We start from the raw sequence: 16,810 nt of genomic DNA, 5'->3' as shown, positions 1-16,810 counted from the left end.
AAATCGCCCATTTATTCTCGAGGTAATGGTGACTCACTCTTCGGATCAACGTACTGACGAAAAAAGCCTGCCTCGATTATTGCTCGATCTACTTTGGCAAATCGCCGTACTGTTGATCCCGATTTTCCTCGTGGCGGTACTACCGCTGTTATGGGCACTCGGTGTGGTACTGGGTTGTACTGCCTTAATGTGGCTGACCGCGCGGGCCGGTTGGCAACGAACCGGCCGAGGGGCTGCACGGCTCATGACCTCTGCCGCACTAGGCCTGGGTTTTAATCTGGGCAGGGCTTTGCCGGCGTACTGGGATATTGCGGGGGCAGCGGCTGTGATGTTCTTCGGGCTGGCTTGCGTCAGTCACTTGGAAAGACGTTTTGGCCTGGTCGATAAAACACAGGCCAAGTCGTCACCGCTATCGCCTGGTCAGTCTTCAGGCGGCGCCAGTGCCTGGGGTGGGGACGAACCGCAGCAAACTCCCGAGGGCGAGCCCATCAGGGTGTTCAACTACAGCGAAATCGCCATGGGCGGGCCCGTCCTGTGCGATTACCTGTTTCCCGATGGGGTGCTGCTCCAGGGCCTTGGGTCGTCGGCTCGCTTCTCGAACGACGGACGTTATTTCGCCGCGCCTTTACCCTCGCGCCAAGCCTGGGGGTTGGTGATTCTGGATCGACAGTTGCGTCAGCTTTACCAGTGTTCGTGTGATGAATTTTGGGAACTGGATGCCTTTAACGACGGCATCCTGAGTGGGCGTTACAGTCCTCTGGTCGACAACGGCGCACGGGAGATCAGCCTGGAGCAACTGCTGACGACGGCTGAAAAGGTTAGCCTGGTGCCCGTTATTGACCTTTGGGTTGAGCCTGGTGACTGGCAAAAAAACCTTGCGCTCGACGCGTTCCGGCATACGTCTCCCGATGGTCAGCAAAGTTTGGACGCCTGTCTGGCGCTGCCGGCCAGCCTGCGTGAATTGCCACAGCCTTGCGCCCCGCTGATGAGCCCGGAATACCGCGTGAGCATAAACGGTGAGCCCACTTCGTTGCTGATCAGGGCTGATACCTCAATCATCTGGAATCACGATAGTCGCTCGTTCGCTTGCCATGCACGGATGGATGATGAGCAACCGCAAGCCCTCGAATACTGGCTCTGGCACGTAGACCGCGGCTGGCAAGCATTGCCTTGTCCGTGGCTATCCGCCGACAGCGAACCTTCCGTGGGTTGGAGCGTCCCCCTGGAGCTGGATGACCATTACCTGCGGCTATCGTCTTACTTCGACTACCCGCAGCCTGATCGCGGTCGCTATGGTTATGGCTTGTACAGCATACACAGCGACTGTGAGTCTCAGGTGGGCCATGATCCGAACGGCCGGGTGCAGGTTGCGCAGCGGCACCTGACTCGCGTGCGGTTGGCCGTGCCTCTGTTGGGTGATGGACAGCGAGGCGCGACGATGGTCGAGTCGGCACCATTGACTGATGATACGCGGGCTCAATTTAGCTGGCGGCAAGACAACAGCCTGGGGCTCGGGGGTTATACCTGCAGGATTGGGGGCTGGGAGTTACCGGGCGTTTGGCTGCTCGATCATCGAGTTTCAGACACTGGACGTTACATCGCATTAATACCGTTCGCCCTGCCGCCCGCCACAGCAGGTCACGTGGTGGTGGTCGACGCACAGGAACGACAATTGATGAACAGCCCTCCTCTGTTGGTCGCACGATTGTTGGACTTTCGTGGGCCGAGACTGAGCCTGGCAGTGATTCGAGGTCGCCTGGATCAGGATCGGCAAAGCAGTCCATTGCAGCGCTTTGATCAATCGCCACCCGAGGCGGACGATGCCGCTGCGTTTTGCCAGTATCGACAGGACTCGCGGCTTTACTACGAGTGGTGTGAGCTCAATGTCAGCCAACAAGGCCTGAGCGCCCTCCCCGATTGGCGCCTGGTTCAACAGCCACAGTCTGCAATCGCCGATGGAAACTTTGTCCAGCCAGCACCGATGGATAAAGATGCCGCGTGGTTGTTCGGTTGTGAAACCGAATACGCCGACAGTTGGCTACGCGTCCAGAGCCCACGCCTGGGCGGGCATTTGCTGACGGCGTCCGGTTGCGCCATCAGCCATCTCGCGCCCTCGATGATCTGGTCCGAGGATGCACGTTATCTCGCGCTGACTCGACTCCATACCAACGTCGACGATGACCACGGAGGTCGCTTGGCATGGCAGATCTTGCTGCTGGATGTCCAGGAGCGAACCTTGAGGCATTCACCTCAGTGGCTCCACAATCGACCACAGTTTGAAGGTTTTAATGCCAATGTCTTGAAGGTGCGTCTATTTCTGCGCGACTGGGAAGCCGAGGATGAAAGAGACCGAGGCTCAATCAGCGCAATGAAGTTGAGCGACCTGCTGGCACTCCCCGCCGAGTCCGTGTGCCCGCACGCAGGACTCTGGCTGACGAAGGATCAACTTTGCCACTCCGAAGCGTGGCAAGCATTGGATACATCGGCTTTACGCCATTGGCGCTAGTCACGTTTATCACTGGCGCTGGCATGGCGCGCGAAAAGAGACGAAGCCGACTGAGGCACGTTCGGTTGAGTCACGTTAGATGTCGGGCCTGAGCTTAATCTTGCCTGACAATATCGGAACAGGCGTATCTGTGCCGTGTAACTGGTGCCGCCGTCGGTGCGCTTGCGTGCTCTGATCGTGGCCATAGTCAACTGGTACAATTGTTAAAGGGGTTGGTACATTGTATCAACGCCCCTCAAAACGCCATTTACCCCCTAAAACCGGCTTTGAACACGTAGAGCGAAATGGTACAGAAATCAGCTACATACTCAGTAAATTCAAGCTCTACAGTGTCTAGACGCTTTAGCGTGGCGCCGATGATGGATCGAATCGACTAAATTAAATTTTCTTTATATTTCATATACATAAGCCAAAGAAAAACATTGCTGTAGCAAAATTTAAGCAGTGAAGTTGAAGAGCACTTTTGTCAGGGGTATCTTTCACACGAGAGTCTATCCAATCCCTGACATACCGGACTAACCGTCCGACATCCATCTGCGGCGTTCGGCCTTCAGAGTGGGCCTGGCAGCCGACCTCCAATCTCAAGGAGACCCAGCGTTTGGCTGGGCTCCTAGCAAGTGCCGCAAACCTTGCTTCACAATCCAAACTAATTAAATCAAGTTTCGCAGGCACACTTATCGCAACTGCCACTTGCTTATCAGCACCTTCGCCATTTCCGCATCCACCAAGGGCGGGGAATGAGGCCTCGCGTGGATGATGGCGCGTAGCTCATCAGGCGTAATACAGTCGAATGTGAACCCTACTTTTATGCCGTGACCTTTCTCCAGCTCTCGTTTCATAGCCGCCACAACATTGAAGCACCCCATGCAAATATGCCCTTGAGATTTCCAAGCTGCGCTATACTTGGTCGGCAAGTGAGTATGAAAGCTAATCTTTCCTTTTTTATAACTCACAACTTTATACTTAGAACGCTCACATATCGGGCATTGCCATGTATCCTTAAGCTCTGCCCACATTCGAGCACATCCTGGCAGCGATTCTATAATCACTAAGAAGTTTGGGGGAGGCTTATCTCCCGAACGCTGTACTTCCGTGCGCCACCGACTGTAGTTTGACAAGTGCTTAACAGTGCTTTTCGCCATCTCATGAAGGAGCGCCTCGCCACTAACAAACTCCAATCCGTTGTATTGCTGAAATCCATTGGACAGAGTAGGTACAGCCATTGTTTCACCTTGATATCTCTCATACCAATAATCTTGCAAAACCGCTGCCTTGGCCACTTCGTATACAAGGTTCATTCGCGCAACGTAAGCGGGGCGAACCAGTCCCCAGAGCTCTGTCACCTTGGCTACATCTATACTATGTGGAACGTGTTCCTGGATGATGATAAAACGGCGAATTTGTCCAATAGAAAACGACTGCCACTCGATCTTACGTCCAGCACTCGAGATAACTTTCTTTGCAGCAGCATCTGCGTTATTACAATCTTCGCAAATGAGAACCGGAGGGTAGGACGAAAACGCAGGTGCCATTCGCTCAACAAGTGCTAAGCCGGTACTCGTAGGCTTATCCGTACCACTCACCACAAATACCTTATTGAACGCAGCTTTTAGTGCATCAGCCATATGATCGTGATGCTCAACTAGTTTCGCTAAGATCTGCCCTTTACTACCAACTCTGGAGATTTCAAATTTCCCTCGACCACAGCAAGGGCACTTCCAAGACTGTGCTGTTTCGACCCAGTTGCGATTCATCTCAAATAAATCAATTCCATGATGCGCTTGAATTTTTCGCGACAACGGTGATTCGACGCCATCAAGCGAATCTATCGAGCCATCAGCAATCCCTTCAATTGCCAACCTTAGGGCAATTTCTTTTCGTTCTTGGATAGTTTCCAGTGAAAGCTCATTCTGCTTGGCCCATGCCGCCAGGGCGTACTTAGGGCCTTTCTGAATCAGCGATTTTTTGCCTTCCGAAACCCCATCATGATCAGTCACAAACGACTCCTACCGCCAATTAGCTGAAATTCTTACACTCGACTGAATGTCTGCACAACTGCCATCTGCACCAGAGGGTGTAATTTGAATAGCGTCCTTACCCCCCCCCCGAATTACATGGGCAGCAGGGCTCATTTGAGGAATCTAAAAAAAGCTCATATGGCATGAAATAGAATATTTTGGCAGAGCGCTATTTTCCTTATGCGATCCATGAACACTCTACCTATTCGCAATATGGACCGAATTTATGGCGATCAGTCTTGATCCAGCACCTGCACATACTTTCTTTTGAATAACTCAGGTTTTGCATTAACTCGGAACTCGTACATAGGACCATCGTATCCAAATACGTTAAACACCAAACGATAGAACAATGTGAGAGTATTAGAAATTCGCTCTCGATCCTTGAGCTCACTCGCCTCATTGTTTTCCTTAAATACCGGGTGCGCAGCCGAGTTTCGTAATTCGCTCCATGCTTTCTTTTCAGCCTGCAATATTAAGCCCTTTTCGACAAGCATCGTCAGGGCCTTCGCCGAATGTATATTACCCCAACGTTCTACACTCGAAATCAACGTCTGTATGTGATCGCCTCGTGCATCTAGCTTGCCAATTCCGTCAATCAAAGCAGTTTTAGCTTTTTCTAATTCTCGATCAGCGCTGGTACGCTTCAACTCAGGAATGAATACGTCGTTGAGCAACCCCTCAACGGCCACTCCAAGGGTAAGAATAGCGATGTTGTTTTCAGATTGGAATGAATGCCAGACTCGCTGCCATTGACTATACGCACTATTAAAATGCAAAGAGTTATTACTCTTAACTCTCAGCATTGATGCCAAAATTTCGTAATGACAAGCAGGAAAACCCTCGCCGCACACTGCGTCAGTAATGGGCGCTGGGATGGCTTTTCCCCTTAAGCCAGTGCGTATGGTTTTGAAATATGTAACTGTTACGCTGCCTACGCGCTTTATCAAGCAATAAGGTTGTGGCATTATCCCTGACGTCAATCCAATATAAAACAGCAACGACTGATAAAGCTGATCAGCTTCGAACTCCCCCCTCACTCGCACCTGGATTCTTTCGTTTCTATCTACAATATTGACCGCAACATTTTCAAATTGAATCTCCGACTCATTAAAATTGTGAGACTCCTCCCCATAGCTACTTGACTCAGTATTCATTTTATTCGCTGGAATTCGAGACTTTTCCATAAACTCGAAATACATATACCCTTTCGAATCAATATGCCTTTTGTTGTCTTCTACAAAATAGATTTCATGGAGAAACACATGAAGCCTATACGGCGCCAGCCTATCGAACACACTAATACGCAGCGAAAATTCTTCGGCAAATGTCTGATCACCACTCAGAGTCGTTGCCTCAAGATATAATTTTTGGCTTTTGTCAAATGGGTCATCTGGGAAAGACTCATGAAATCCCGTCACCATGGAAGCAGACTTACTTTTAACCTCCAAACAAATAAACTCAAGATAGATAGTCCCAACTTGATTAACTTTAAGGACACCGTAGCCTTCGAGACAAAGACCGCCATCACACTTTTGAAAAATGGAAACGGAAACGCAGTGCAACTCTAGGTTCCCTTCGTGCATCGCGTCGATCAGTTTTTCACTACCAACCATGAAGATCTCCTGGAAAATCTACCCACTTGGGCTATCACTTTACGCCTGTCGTTACACCCCAGATAGCGGTCAAAGCGGCTACTGAAGTGATTAAAACGAATACAACAAAAACAACAAAAACAACCCTGTAGGCTACCAAGGCTACCGTTTAGATGGCAATATGCCGCCAACTGAATAACTGGTGACGTATCAATATGAGCACAATCGTCATGCGATCCTGGCGGCGTCTTCGGGACCTGCCCGTCTTACGTTATGTGATGCTGTTTTTTATCCCGATTTTTGCGCGTCCTTTGCACTTTTCAAAAGGGACTGACCGCCCTCTTTATACACGATTGAAGGGGTTGATGACTCTACCAATATTTGTGGCAACCCTTTGGCAGTCTACAGCTCTTTCGATGTACCAATGGCTCGGAAAAAGAGAAAGCGAGCGAATTATTACAGGGATAAGTCAGGGTGATATTTGGGACCATTTGCACAGTACGCAAGGGTGGGTTGGATTGGCGGCCCTAGTTGCCACTACACTCAGCATTTATACGATTGCAATATTGCGCTGGGGCTACCACACAGCCGCCGTCTCCATATGCCAAAAGCTAGACTTTAAGTGCATGCCAATCTCGCTTTTATACTTTATCGTCACAACGGCGGCTTGGGGCTTATGGATAGGCTTACTGATGAAGGGAATCGATTACAGTCTATGGCTTTCAAATGGCAATCTTTCCGGATTCTTTAACGAGCTATCGTCGAAACACCCACATAAAACACTCGGACTATTATTTATAGTTGGGTTAGCGATGTATCGAGCATCTATCAATAGCAGCCATGGCATGATCTCAGTATATGCTCACTCAAGAATACTTGCTTGGGTAGTCGGATTTCTACCCATCATTTTGCTATCGGTAGCTGTATACGCCCTTGAGACACTTGCATGAGCTAAGTATCACCTCACGAGGCTCCACACCCTAGCCGCACCTAAAATCGAACTACCATTCTCATAGCTCTCGATATGGAATCAAGGACGGATGGACCTTAATTCTAAAGTCATTCCAAGGATCTCTATTCTCGTTCTCCATTTCAAAATTATTAATAAATAACCTCATCGACGCAACAGCGAGATCTTGATTTTTCATAGGACCAATATGTACAGCTTTAACATGGTGAGATTCAAAACCGACCTCAAGGTATGGGACCACAATCCCACCACGCACACGATACTTAATAAGTTTCGAATGCGCCGATTCCAATCGACAGATTCTCATCTCATTTTCCTCTATAAAACTTGGATGCTTGAATAGATTTACAGCATCACCTAAACTCCAAAGAGCCTTAGCAATTTTATACCCATCTACGTCATCATACTTCATCAACTCCTCTGTGATTGCCTCCCGCGCGTCAGCCACCAGATTTTTGGCCAACTGCAACTTTGTTTCAATATTATAGATACACACCAGCACTGGTGCGAGATCCTCTTTCAGAGTCTCATGAAACTCAACAGCATAATTTCCATATGAGCGCCACTGAACCAAATGATCTTCTATAGTACTAAATGAACCAATAAAAGCATGCTGCTCAGCAAGCCATTCGTTCACAGTCTCAATTGTAAAATCTTGCAAGTGAAATAATGCCTGATCAGTAACAACATCACCTGACTTAATTAGGCCCTGAATTTCTTTTTCTATATATCTCGCACCATCTAACGCCTCATCCGAATCATTCATAAAGCGTATGTCGGTAAGCCAAATCTTTTTATTTCTGATAATTGACAGTACCGCTGCAGCATCGGTGTAGTGAAAAAGTGACATAGAACCCTCATACCTCAGTTAACACTCAACCGTGACAAATTGCATTTTTACCAACGCGGCTAAATTGTTACAACCCTAACGTTATTGCAAATCAATTTTATCATGCAAGGCCCACAGTCGTAATCGAACCTCCGCGCCATACTCTTCGAAAAATGGTACCTCAGAGTTCAACACTGTTCGCTCGTAGATTCTAACCTCTATCTACTAAACCAATGCTGGGCATTAGAACAGACCACCCAACTGAAAATCAAAAACCTGGAACAGTTCCAGGCACTTCGCTCCCGCTTCCGCGGCGCTCTGCACACCAACAGCCTGCGCGACTTTGCCGAGTACACCATCTCCCGCAACGGCCTGCGGCAAAAGGCTTTATCGATCAGGACAACATGAGCTGCCAGGTGTACTTCAACCTCGGCACCGACGATGCCCCAGGCCATGCGGATGACGTTGCAACACTCCAGCTCAAGCCGACCGCTGCCTACAAGGCACTCCAGCAAATTGTCGGCAAGAAACTGAGCCAAGGTGAACTGGCCGAATGGATCGAAGACTGGCACCTGAGCCTGGTCGCTGGGAAAGAAGGCGGCGGAACCATGCTGATCAGCGCCGCAGTGGCCAGCGTTCGCAACATCACCATCGAAGCCCGTAGCACCTCGACCTCCAGCGAACAAAACTTCGGCGCCGCCCGCAGCGCGATGGACAGCATCGAGGCTGCGAACGCCGACTCCCGAGTCGAAGCCCTGCACTTCTCACTGATCCCCTACGACGGCCTGGGTACCCGAGTCTTCACCCTGAAGCTCAGCATCCTCACTGGCGACGATAAGCCGACCCTGAAACTGCGCTGGGCGGGTGAAGAGCAGCAAGTCGAAGAAATCGCCCAAGAGTTCAAAACGACCCTTGCCAAAGAAGTCGGCGGCGCGGCCACCCTGATCCTGGGCATATTCAACGCGTAATAAGCTGGCTCACCCAACAACACCCACCACTGGTCTCTCACGAACGATCCCCGTGGTGGGCTCCAACGAGAAAACACAGCATATGCAAGTAAGACAAATCACCCTTTTTATACGAACCGGTTCTATCAAAGGCAGCCAAAACGTACGGGAGTCAAAGCAATGAACACTGAGTTCCTATTGATGGCTCAGTACAGCGGCATGGTAATCATCCCGCTGGAGCGCGTGTGTATCGATTACTTCAGTCACCTAACCCCCGAAAAAATGAAACTGAAGGTTGCCGCTGGAGATATCGATCTACCACTCGTTCGGTTGGAAAGCAGCCAGAAATCGGCCAGAGGCGCGCATTTGAATGACCTGGCCGCTTACCTCGATGCCCAGCACCTGAAAGCGAAGACGGAGCACGCCAAGCTTCTAGGACGAGGGCTACGACGAGCGTCATAGGCTCCTGTTTAGTTGCTTTGAATTCGAAAAAGTGAAAGCTTGGCAAGATGTATCGTACCGAAGCCACCACTCTCTATGTTACGCTCCAAGCATTCCCCTCGCCCGTCAGAAAGATGGTCGACACTGCAATCGTATGGAGATGACTTATGGCCTTAGCCGTTCACAGCGTCGAATTTGACCGCGTTATAAAAAGTACTTTCATCAGCGCGCAGGTAGACTACAAATTTGCTTTAGAGAAACTGGTCCCACTTATAGGAAGACTGGATATTCAGCGCGAAGTGCAAAGTCCAAAGTTTTACGACCGCCTGGCGAAAGATATTGTATCTGGCTGCATCATGCCTTCCCTGACACTAGCGATTGTTGATGAACATTTCGACAGTTCGATTACAAAACAAAATGCAGAGGAATTCATCATCGAAAGAGTTGATGATTTTTTCGTTCTTGACGGCATGCAACGATTAAACACAATGGACCGCGCATATAAACGCAGCCCACCTGAATTCCCGCTTGATAGGCCAGTTTTTCTCAACATTCTAATCTGCAACTCAATGGATTTGCTGCTATATAGAATGATCACTCTAAACAACGGCCAAAAGCCGATGACCGCCCGCCATCAAATTGAAATCGTAGCATCGAACATCTACAACTTCGACGATGTTGGAGTGAACGTTCAAGCCGAAAAAAGAGCACTTGGCCAAAAAAGGAAACGTGGAGCGTTTAAAAAAGCTGACCTTATCAAAGCTTATCTTGCCTTTCTAAGTGAAAGCGTTAACGTCGACAATGATAAAATTATCCAAGAAAAAATGGATGAACTGCTTGCATCCAAGATCATGGATTCTGACTTAACTTCTTCTCAAAGCAGCTTTGAAGATGTCATGCAGCAAATCGAGCGGCTTTATGAAAACATAGGGACGCGCGACTGGGTAATGGGACAAAATAATTTGATTGGATTTTGCGCTGGCGCCCGCAAGACAATCCAATTAATTGAAGAATTATCTGACGAGGTATTGTTTCATAGCATTAGCGAATTCGAGAGTGCTTTCTCAGGAATCAACATATCAAAAATCAAACTTGGTAACGCACGCCGCAAGTCTGTTAAATATTTCTTTGAGAATATTAAAAGATCAGTAAAGCTAGATGCGGACGAGATACTCGACGAGATCAGCCAGGAGATTTGATGCATGTTCTCCGATGGCTACGTCAGCATTAGTAATGCAGTCCCATTTCGTGACGAAAATCGTGCAAATCAAATTCAGTTGCACTCAAGAAGCCCTGCGTCACTCGCACTATTTAGAACTTTCCTTGGGGGCGTAAAGATTGACCTTAAAGGCGGAAAAAGCTCACTTCAATCCAGAAATTTTTTCGTTTTAGATGCTCCCCACCGCAAGGGCTTTTCGCTGAATGCGGATATTGCCCGCGCATTCCCTGGATTGGGCGTGCAAGATCGGAACGGTGAAGCCCTCGCCCATACTATTGCACGCCCATTGGATGTTTTCTTTCGTGCGTCCGGCAGCCACAAGGGGTTCTTTGAGGTATTACTTAACGAAGTTTCGAGGTCGCTGGTCGCATCAGCAAATGGCAATGACCTTTCTGCTTTCGTATATATATATCGCGCACTAGAGCATATGAGCTATGCCCTTCCATTTTTCCACGCTCGTCACGCAACAGACTACGTCAAAGCATTCAATGATTTGAGAGCTCTAATTTCATCTGGTGATGGGGAACTGAAATTTTGCGACAAATTTATTGGTTATATATTCAAGCAAGACCCAGTCTTCTCAGCATACAAATACACCATTAAATTTGATCCGATATACGCTGTAAAATTTGAAAAGTACTTAAATGGGCACCACTCAAAACACTGCACCACGAACTCTGGACTGATAGAAGTTGAGTTTTTAAAAGCTTTTGGATTCGTCGTTGATGTTAGAAACAAATTCTTCCACCATCTTTCGGGCAGTAATCAAAGCGCCTCATCCAAAGACATTATAGATGCCGATGCTTTCTTTCGCCCCATTAACGAAATAGCATGGTCATTAATTGCCCTTGTGCTTGGAAAAATGATTGCTGCGGAAATTTAAACCACCCTGCTTGGATTAGACTTGAACAGATTCAAAGTCAGGCGCAAATCATTGCACCTGACTACCCCTTCAACCCTAAAGACGATTAAAGAGTTCTGATTGAGGGGCCCGAAATAATCCGCCCCAACCAAAACCAATATTTGTAAGGGTCGCCAGCTCCCTTCAGACGTGTGTACCGTCGCATTGAGTTCCAAGCCCGATGACCGGACACAGAAGCAACTTTGGGGATATCCCAGCCCATTTCGAATAATCGACTCACGCCATCATGTCGAAGGTCGTAAAAGTGCAAATCATTGATCTCGAGAAAATTGCACGCCCTGGTGAACGACGCCGACACTGACCGGGCGTTGTATGGAGACACCTCGTCCGCGACCTTAGGCATCGAATGCAAAATCCGCCAGGCTTCGTCGGGTACATGGCACCACACGTCGTTGCTATATTTCTGTCCGGGATTTTTCATGTCTGTGATCAGTACTGCCTGACGCTCTTCATCTATTGCGTCCCAGCGAATCCGCGTGATTTCTTCCTGTCGTCGCGTGGAGAACAGCGCGAAGGCCGTCACTCGCACCATGTCAATCTGTTGCTTGCGCCGATCTCGCATGGCGCAAAAGTACTCGAGGATAGTGTCCAGCTCGACCAGAGTTGGACGGCGGTCACGCTCCTTACTCCTTGAAACACCACCCATCTTACGCAATACCTTGCGTGCATCCGGCATGGCCATCGGATCTACGTCATACCCCCAGGCTGGACGAGCTACTGAGAGCACCGCACCAAGATGCGCGAGATCGTTCCCCACAGCCTGCGGCTGAATACCGTCGGTTAGCATGCGATCATGCGCGTACTCGACCAGCTTCTGACTGCTGATGTCCTTGTCTTCAAGCTTGCCCAGCCAGGTCTCGCCGATCGCCCTCAAAGTGGCGCGTTTGGTATTGCCCAGCGGCCGGAGTTTTTCATAATCCTCCAGGTAGCGATCAATCATTTCCTTGACCGTCACGCCTCGGCGGTTGGCCTTGGCTATTGCACCAGGCTCAGCCATTTCCGTCTCACGGCGCTTGATCCAAGCCTGTGCCATGGTCTTACGATCGAAGGTCTGGCTTTCCTGATAAACTGTCACACCCTTTTGCATGATGCGGATCTGTGCAGTGTACGCTGCAGAGCCATCCTTGCGCTTGCGAACGGTGATTGACCCCATGGATTTTGCTACACGAGTGGTTGGCGTTGCTACATTGCAGCAAGGTCCTCTCAAAACTAAGCAAAAACCGTAGTAAACCGTAGCAAATGAGAAGTAGCTAAATGTCGACAAAACCAGCAGAAAACCTAGCCTCCACAGTAAATCCGGTATCTAGGAGATTTTCTGTTGCGCCGATGATGGATTGGACCGATCGCCACTGCCGTTTCTTCCTGCGCCTGCTCTCCAAGCACGCCCTGCTCTACACCGAAATGGTCACCACCGGAGCGCTCCTCAACGGCGATCACGACCGCTTCCTGCGTCACAACGAAGCCGAGCACCCATTAGCTCTTCAGCTCGGCGGCAGCGTTCCATTGGACCTGGCCGCCTGCGCCCGCATGGCCCAGGAGCACGGTTACGACGAGGTAAACCTGAATGTCGGCTGCCCGAGTGATCGGGTGCAGAACAATATGATCGGCGCGTGCCTGATGGGGCATCCGCAGTTGGTGGCCGATTGTGTGAAGGCGATGCGTGATGCGGTGTCGATTCCGGTGACGGTGAAGCATCGGATCGGGATTAATGGGCGGGACAGTTACGAGGAGTTGTGTGATTTCGTCGGCACGGTTCGGGATGCCGGGTGCACAAGTTTTACCGTGCATGCGCGGATTGCGATTCTGGAGGGTTTGTCGCCGAAGGAGAACCGCGACATTCCGCCTCTGCGTTATGACGTGGCGGCGCGGTTGAAGGCGGATTTTCCGGAGCTGGAGATTATTCTCAACGGCGGGATCAAGACGCTGGAGGCCTGTCACGAGCATTTGCAGACGTTCGACGGTGTGATGCTGGGCCGTGAGGCGTATCACAACCCTTATGTGATGGCTGAGGTGGATCAGCAGCTGTTTGGCAGCACGGCGCCGGTGATCAGCCGGGCCGAGGCGCTGGCGCAGTTGCGGCCTTATATTGCCGAGCATCTGCTGGCGGGTGGCGCGATGCATCACATCACTCGGCATGTACTGGGGCTGGGTACCGGGTTTCCGGGGGCGCGCAAGTTTCGGCAGTTGTTGTCGGTGGATATTCACAAGGCCAAAGAGCCGTTGGCGTTGCTGGATCAGGCGGCAGAGTTGTTGGAGGGACGTTAATCCCTCGTCACTCGCTTGCAGGTTTCGCGCGCCGGTGTCCGCGCTCTGTCTCGTTAGAAAATGGCCGCTTTGAAATGGCGGCCGTCACTTGTTCGGCCCGAGCGCTCAAAGGTCTAATTCGCAAGCTGGTCAAATCGGTAAGCATTGAGGACATGACCCAGGCCTGCTCAGCACGCTAACCGTCACCTCCATTGAACCTGCCCTCCATTTCAGCATCGTATTTACCGAGACCACGCCCCGCCTTTCAAACATCCGTTTCCAGGATGTTGCCACTGGGGCCTTCGATACGCACATGCACCCTTGAGTGGCTGTCAGCGCTCGGGTAATGTCATTAGACCCATAGGACAGAGCACGCCCATGACTTCCAAGCTGGAACAACTCAAACAAATGACCACCGTGGTTGCCGACACTGGCGACTTCGAAGCAATCGCTCGCGTTAAACCCGTGGACGCCACCACCAACCCTTCCCTGCTGCTCAAAGCGGCGGCCATTCCCGGTTATGCCGAGTTGCTGAACGCTTGCGTCAGCGACTGCAAGGGCGATGTGGGCCTGGCCAGTGACCGTTTTGGTGTGGCGGTGGGGCAAGAGATTCTGAAGGTGATTCCTGGCCGTATTTCCACTGAAGTGGATGCGCGCCTGTCGTTCGACACTGACGCCGTATTGAAGCGTGCGCACCGTCTGATCGACTTGTACGAAAAGGCCGGCGTTGGCCGTGACCGTGTGCTGATCAAGATCGCTTCGACCTGGGAAGGCATCCGCGCTGCCGAGAAGCTGGAAAAGGAAGGCATTCAGACCAACCTGACCTTGCTGTTCTCTTTCGCTCAGGCGGCGGCATGTGCTGACGCTGGAGTTTTCCTGATTTCGCCGTTCGTGGGTCGTATCTACGACTGGTACAAGAAGGCCACCGGCAACGACTACACCGGCGCGGATGATCCGGGCGTGCAGTCGGTGACGCGCATCTACAACTACTACAAGGCCAATGACTACAAAACCGTAGTGATGGGTGCCAGCTTCCGTAATCTGAATCAGATCGAGCAATTGGCCGGTTGTGATCGGTTGACCATCAGCCCTGATCTGCTGGAGAAACTGGCGGCGGATACCGGCAAGCTGGAGCGTAAATTGGTGCCGGGGCATACGGGTGAAGCGCGTCTGAGCTTGAATGAAGCGCAGTTCCGTTGGTTGTCCAACGAGGATGCGATGGCGACCGAAAAACTGGCTGAGGGCATTCGTCAGTTTGCTCGGGACCAGGAGAAGCTTGAGGCGTTGTTGCAGGCCAAGCTGTGATTTGAGTTAGCTGGATGCAAAAAGGGCGAACCATGGGTTCGCCCTTTTTTTGCGTTGAATTCGGGTAATGGGCTTAGCACTGGAAGATGTGGTGATTGTTAGGGCGCCTTCGCGGGCAAGCCCGCTCCCACAGGGAATTAATCAGTGACGCTCCAGCGCGTTCACCAGGTCATGAAACGCCTCACGGTTGGAGTCGTTCAGGCCCATGAGGATTTTGTGTGCTTCGAGGACTTTGATCCGCACCACTTCTTCGGACTGGTCCTGGTCTGGCAGGTCGGTCAGGCATTCAGGGCATGGGATCGGGCGGTCAACGATGTTGAACACTTGCTCGAAGCCCATGGACTGCAGCAGACGGGTGATGTCTTCGTGGGTGGTGACGACAGTCGGCAACAGGCCGACTTTTTGCCGCGACAGGATCGACAGCTTGGCCAGCAGGCCCAGGGTGGTGCTGTCGATGCTACGGGTTTCAGTCAGGTCGATCACGATGGCGTTGAAGTTCAACGCAGTGAAGATCCGCTCAATAGTCGCATCCAACGCCGAACACAAGGTCAGGCGAACTTCACCGACGAACTTCAGGACGAAGGTGCCGTCCTGCTCGGCGAACTGGATTCTACCGGTACTCATTAAAGATTCCTGCTCAACACCAACAGGGCGATATCATCCGGCATCTCCCCTAGCGTGGCCAATCCAAAAACCTGGCGCAGACCATCCAGGCTGCCGCCCGCCGCTTTGACCCGTTGAGGCAAAGCAGCTTCTTTATCTTTGAGTGTGGGTTCTGGCAAAAGGTCCAGAATGCCATCAGACATCAGCGTCAGGCTGAATACCGGCGGCAGCTCCAGTACGTGGTCTTCGTAGGTGGCTTCATTGAAGAGGCCCACCGGCAGACCACGCCCTTCCAGGTAACGAACACTGTCTGGCGTGTACAACACGGGCAACGGCAGATGACCGCCGATGCTATAGGTCAACAAACCTGTCTCCTCGTCGATGACTCCACCGACCATTGTGACGTGTTTACCCAGCTTACAACTGATCAGGCCCCGGTTGATATGACCAAGGACTTCTGAAGGCTTGAATTCCGGCAATGTGCCGTTGCGCTTGGATTCGAACAGCAAGCGCGTGGTCATGAACTTCAGCAGCACGGTGACGAAGGCTGAAGAGGCGCCATGACCGGAAACGTCCGCCAGGTAGAACGCTACCCGACGCTCGTCGACCCGAAAGTAGTCGACGAAATCGCCCGACAGGTACAGCGACGGGATGATCTGGTGCGCAAACTGGAACTCGTTGATGGTCCAGGGGCTCACCGGCAGCATGTTCATCTGCACCTGGCGACCGGCGTTCTGGTCTTCCTGGAGCAAGTTCAGGCTGGCTTCGAGCTCGCGGTTGGCCTTTTCCAGCTTCTCGCGGTAGCGCTGGTTTTCCAGCAGCAGACGCGCACGATCCAGGGCACGGCGCACGGAGTGCTCGAGTACGGCGAGATCTTCGAGAGGCTTGATCAGGTAGTCCGCTGCGCCCAGGCGCAGGGCCTCGACGGCGTCGTTCATCACACCGGCGCCCGAAACCACGATTACCGGGGTTTGCGGCGACAGTTCGGTGACCTGGCGAATGAGTTCGAGTCCGCCCATCTGCGGCATGCGCAGATCGCAGATGACCAAGTCGGGCTTGTCTTGCTCGAATACCTGAAGACCCTGCTGGCCATTGCTGGCCTGCAGGACACTGAAACCACTGTCTTCCAAGTAGGCCGCGAGGCTCGCACGCACTACTTCGTCATCATCGATTATCAGCAGCGTGGCACTGGTTTTTGGCATGTGGGCAAA

14 protein-coding genes are annotated in these 16,810 nt (G+C 51.3%); 8 read left to right on the top strand and 6 right to left on the bottom strand.

Annotation, left to right across the window (positions count from 1 at the left end):
- Positions 1–25 precede the first annotated feature (25 nt).
- Entirely contained in the window at positions 26–2,506 is a 2,481-nt protein-coding gene (locus PGR6_RS09810) for a hypothetical protein (protein ID WP_064616967.1), read from the top strand.
- A gap of 674 nt (positions 2,507–3,180) precedes the next feature.
- Here the strand turns inward: PGR6_RS09810 and PGR6_RS09805 are convergent.
- On the bottom strand, positions 3,181–4,503 hold the full coding sequence (locus PGR6_RS09805) for a hypothetical protein (RefSeq protein WP_064616966.1): 1,323 nt from the start codon (positions 4,501–4,503) through the stop codon (positions 3,181–3,183).
- Between the two features lie 254 nt (positions 4,504–4,757).
- On the bottom strand, positions 4,758–6,140 hold the full coding sequence (locus PGR6_RS09800) for a hypothetical protein (protein WP_064616965.1): 1,383 nt from the start codon (positions 6,138–6,140) through the stop codon (positions 4,758–4,760).
- Positions 6,141–6,334: 194 nt separating this feature from the next.
- Between PGR6_RS09800 and PGR6_RS09795 the strand changes: the two genes are divergently transcribed.
- Positions 6,335–7,069, top strand: coding sequence for a hypothetical protein (locus PGR6_RS09795; protein WP_156523281.1), 735 nt, complete (start codon positions 6,335–6,337; stop codon positions 7,067–7,069).
- A 60-nt stretch (positions 7,070–7,129) separates the two neighbouring features.
- Here the strand turns inward: PGR6_RS09795 and PGR6_RS09790 are convergent, their stop codons facing one another.
- Positions 7,130–7,939: a DUF2971 domain-containing protein gene (locus tag PGR6_RS09790; RefSeq protein WP_064616963.1), complete on the bottom strand. Its 810-nt coding sequence runs from the start codon at positions 7,937–7,939 to the stop codon at positions 7,130–7,132.
- A 383-nt stretch (positions 7,940–8,322) separates the two neighbouring features.
- Between PGR6_RS09790 and PGR6_RS09785 the strand changes: the two genes are divergently transcribed.
- From PGR6_RS09785 to PGR6_RS09770, 4 genes are all read left to right on the top strand, one after another.
- Positions 8,323–8,886: a DUF2303 family protein gene (locus tag PGR6_RS09785; RefSeq protein WP_064616962.1), complete on the top strand. Its 564-nt coding sequence runs from the start codon at positions 8,323–8,325 to the stop codon at positions 8,884–8,886.
- 159 nt (positions 8,887–9,045) lie between these two features.
- Positions 9,046–9,327 carry a pyocin activator PrtN family protein gene (locus PGR6_RS09780; protein ID WP_064616961.1) on the top strand — a complete coding sequence of 94 codons (282 nt, stop codon included), beginning with the start codon at positions 9,046–9,048 and terminating at the stop codon, positions 9,325–9,327.
- Positions 9,328–9,473: 146 nt separating this feature from the next.
- Positions 9,474–10,505 carry a hypothetical protein gene (locus tag PGR6_RS09775; protein WP_064616960.1) on the top strand — a complete coding sequence of 344 codons (1,032 nt, stop codon included), beginning with the start codon at positions 9,474–9,476 and terminating at the stop codon, positions 10,503–10,505.
- Between the two features lie 3 nt (positions 10,506–10,508).
- On the top strand, positions 10,509–11,408 hold the full coding sequence (locus tag PGR6_RS09770; protein ID WP_064616959.1) for a hypothetical protein: 900 nt from the start codon (positions 10,509–10,511) through the stop codon (positions 11,406–11,408).
- Positions 11,409–11,493: 85 nt separating this feature from the next.
- Here PGR6_RS09770 and PGR6_RS09765 read toward each other — a convergent pair whose 3' ends face one another.
- On the bottom strand, positions 11,494–12,600 hold the full coding sequence (locus PGR6_RS09765; RefSeq protein WP_064616958.1) for a tyrosine-type recombinase/integrase: 1,107 nt from the start codon (positions 12,598–12,600) through the stop codon (positions 11,494–11,496).
- A gap of 101 nt (positions 12,601–12,701) precedes the next feature.
- Between PGR6_RS09765 and dusA the strand changes: the two genes are divergently transcribed.
- Both dusA and tal read left to right on the top strand, forming a co-directional pair.
- Positions 12,702–13,712: a tRNA dihydrouridine(20/20a) synthase DusA gene (dusA, locus tag PGR6_RS09760; protein ID WP_082920836.1), complete on the top strand. Its 1,011-nt coding sequence runs from the start codon at positions 12,702–12,704 to the stop codon at positions 13,710–13,712.
- A 357-nt stretch (positions 13,713–14,069) separates the two neighbouring features.
- A complete protein-coding gene (gene tal / locus PGR6_RS09755) occupies positions 14,070–14,996 on the top strand; it encodes a transaldolase (RefSeq protein WP_018928139.1) in 927 nt (308 codons plus the stop codon).
- A 141-nt stretch (positions 14,997–15,137) separates the two neighbouring features.
- Here tal and rssC read toward each other — a convergent pair whose 3' ends face one another.
- Together rssC and rssB are read right to left on the bottom strand one after the other, a co-directional pair.
- Positions 15,138–15,620 (bottom strand): anti-sigma factor antagonist RssC, encoded by a 483-nt coding sequence (gene rssC / locus PGR6_RS09750; protein ID WP_007935262.1) that lies wholly within the window; start codon positions 15,618–15,620, stop codon positions 15,138–15,140.
- Entirely contained in the window at positions 15,620–16,801 is a 1,182-nt protein-coding gene (gene rssB / locus PGR6_RS09745) for a two-component system response regulator RssB (protein WP_018928140.1), read from the bottom strand. The genes rssC and rssB overlap by 1 nt, the downstream gene beginning before the upstream one ends.
- Positions 16,802–16,810 lie beyond the last annotated feature (9 nt).

It is taken from the genome of Pseudomonas sp. GR 6-02 (assembly GCF_001655615.1).
Lineage (GTDB): Bacteria > Pseudomonadota > Gammaproteobacteria > Pseudomonadales > Pseudomonadaceae > Aquipseudomonas.
This window is presented reverse-complemented; position numbering and strand designations above follow the sequence as displayed.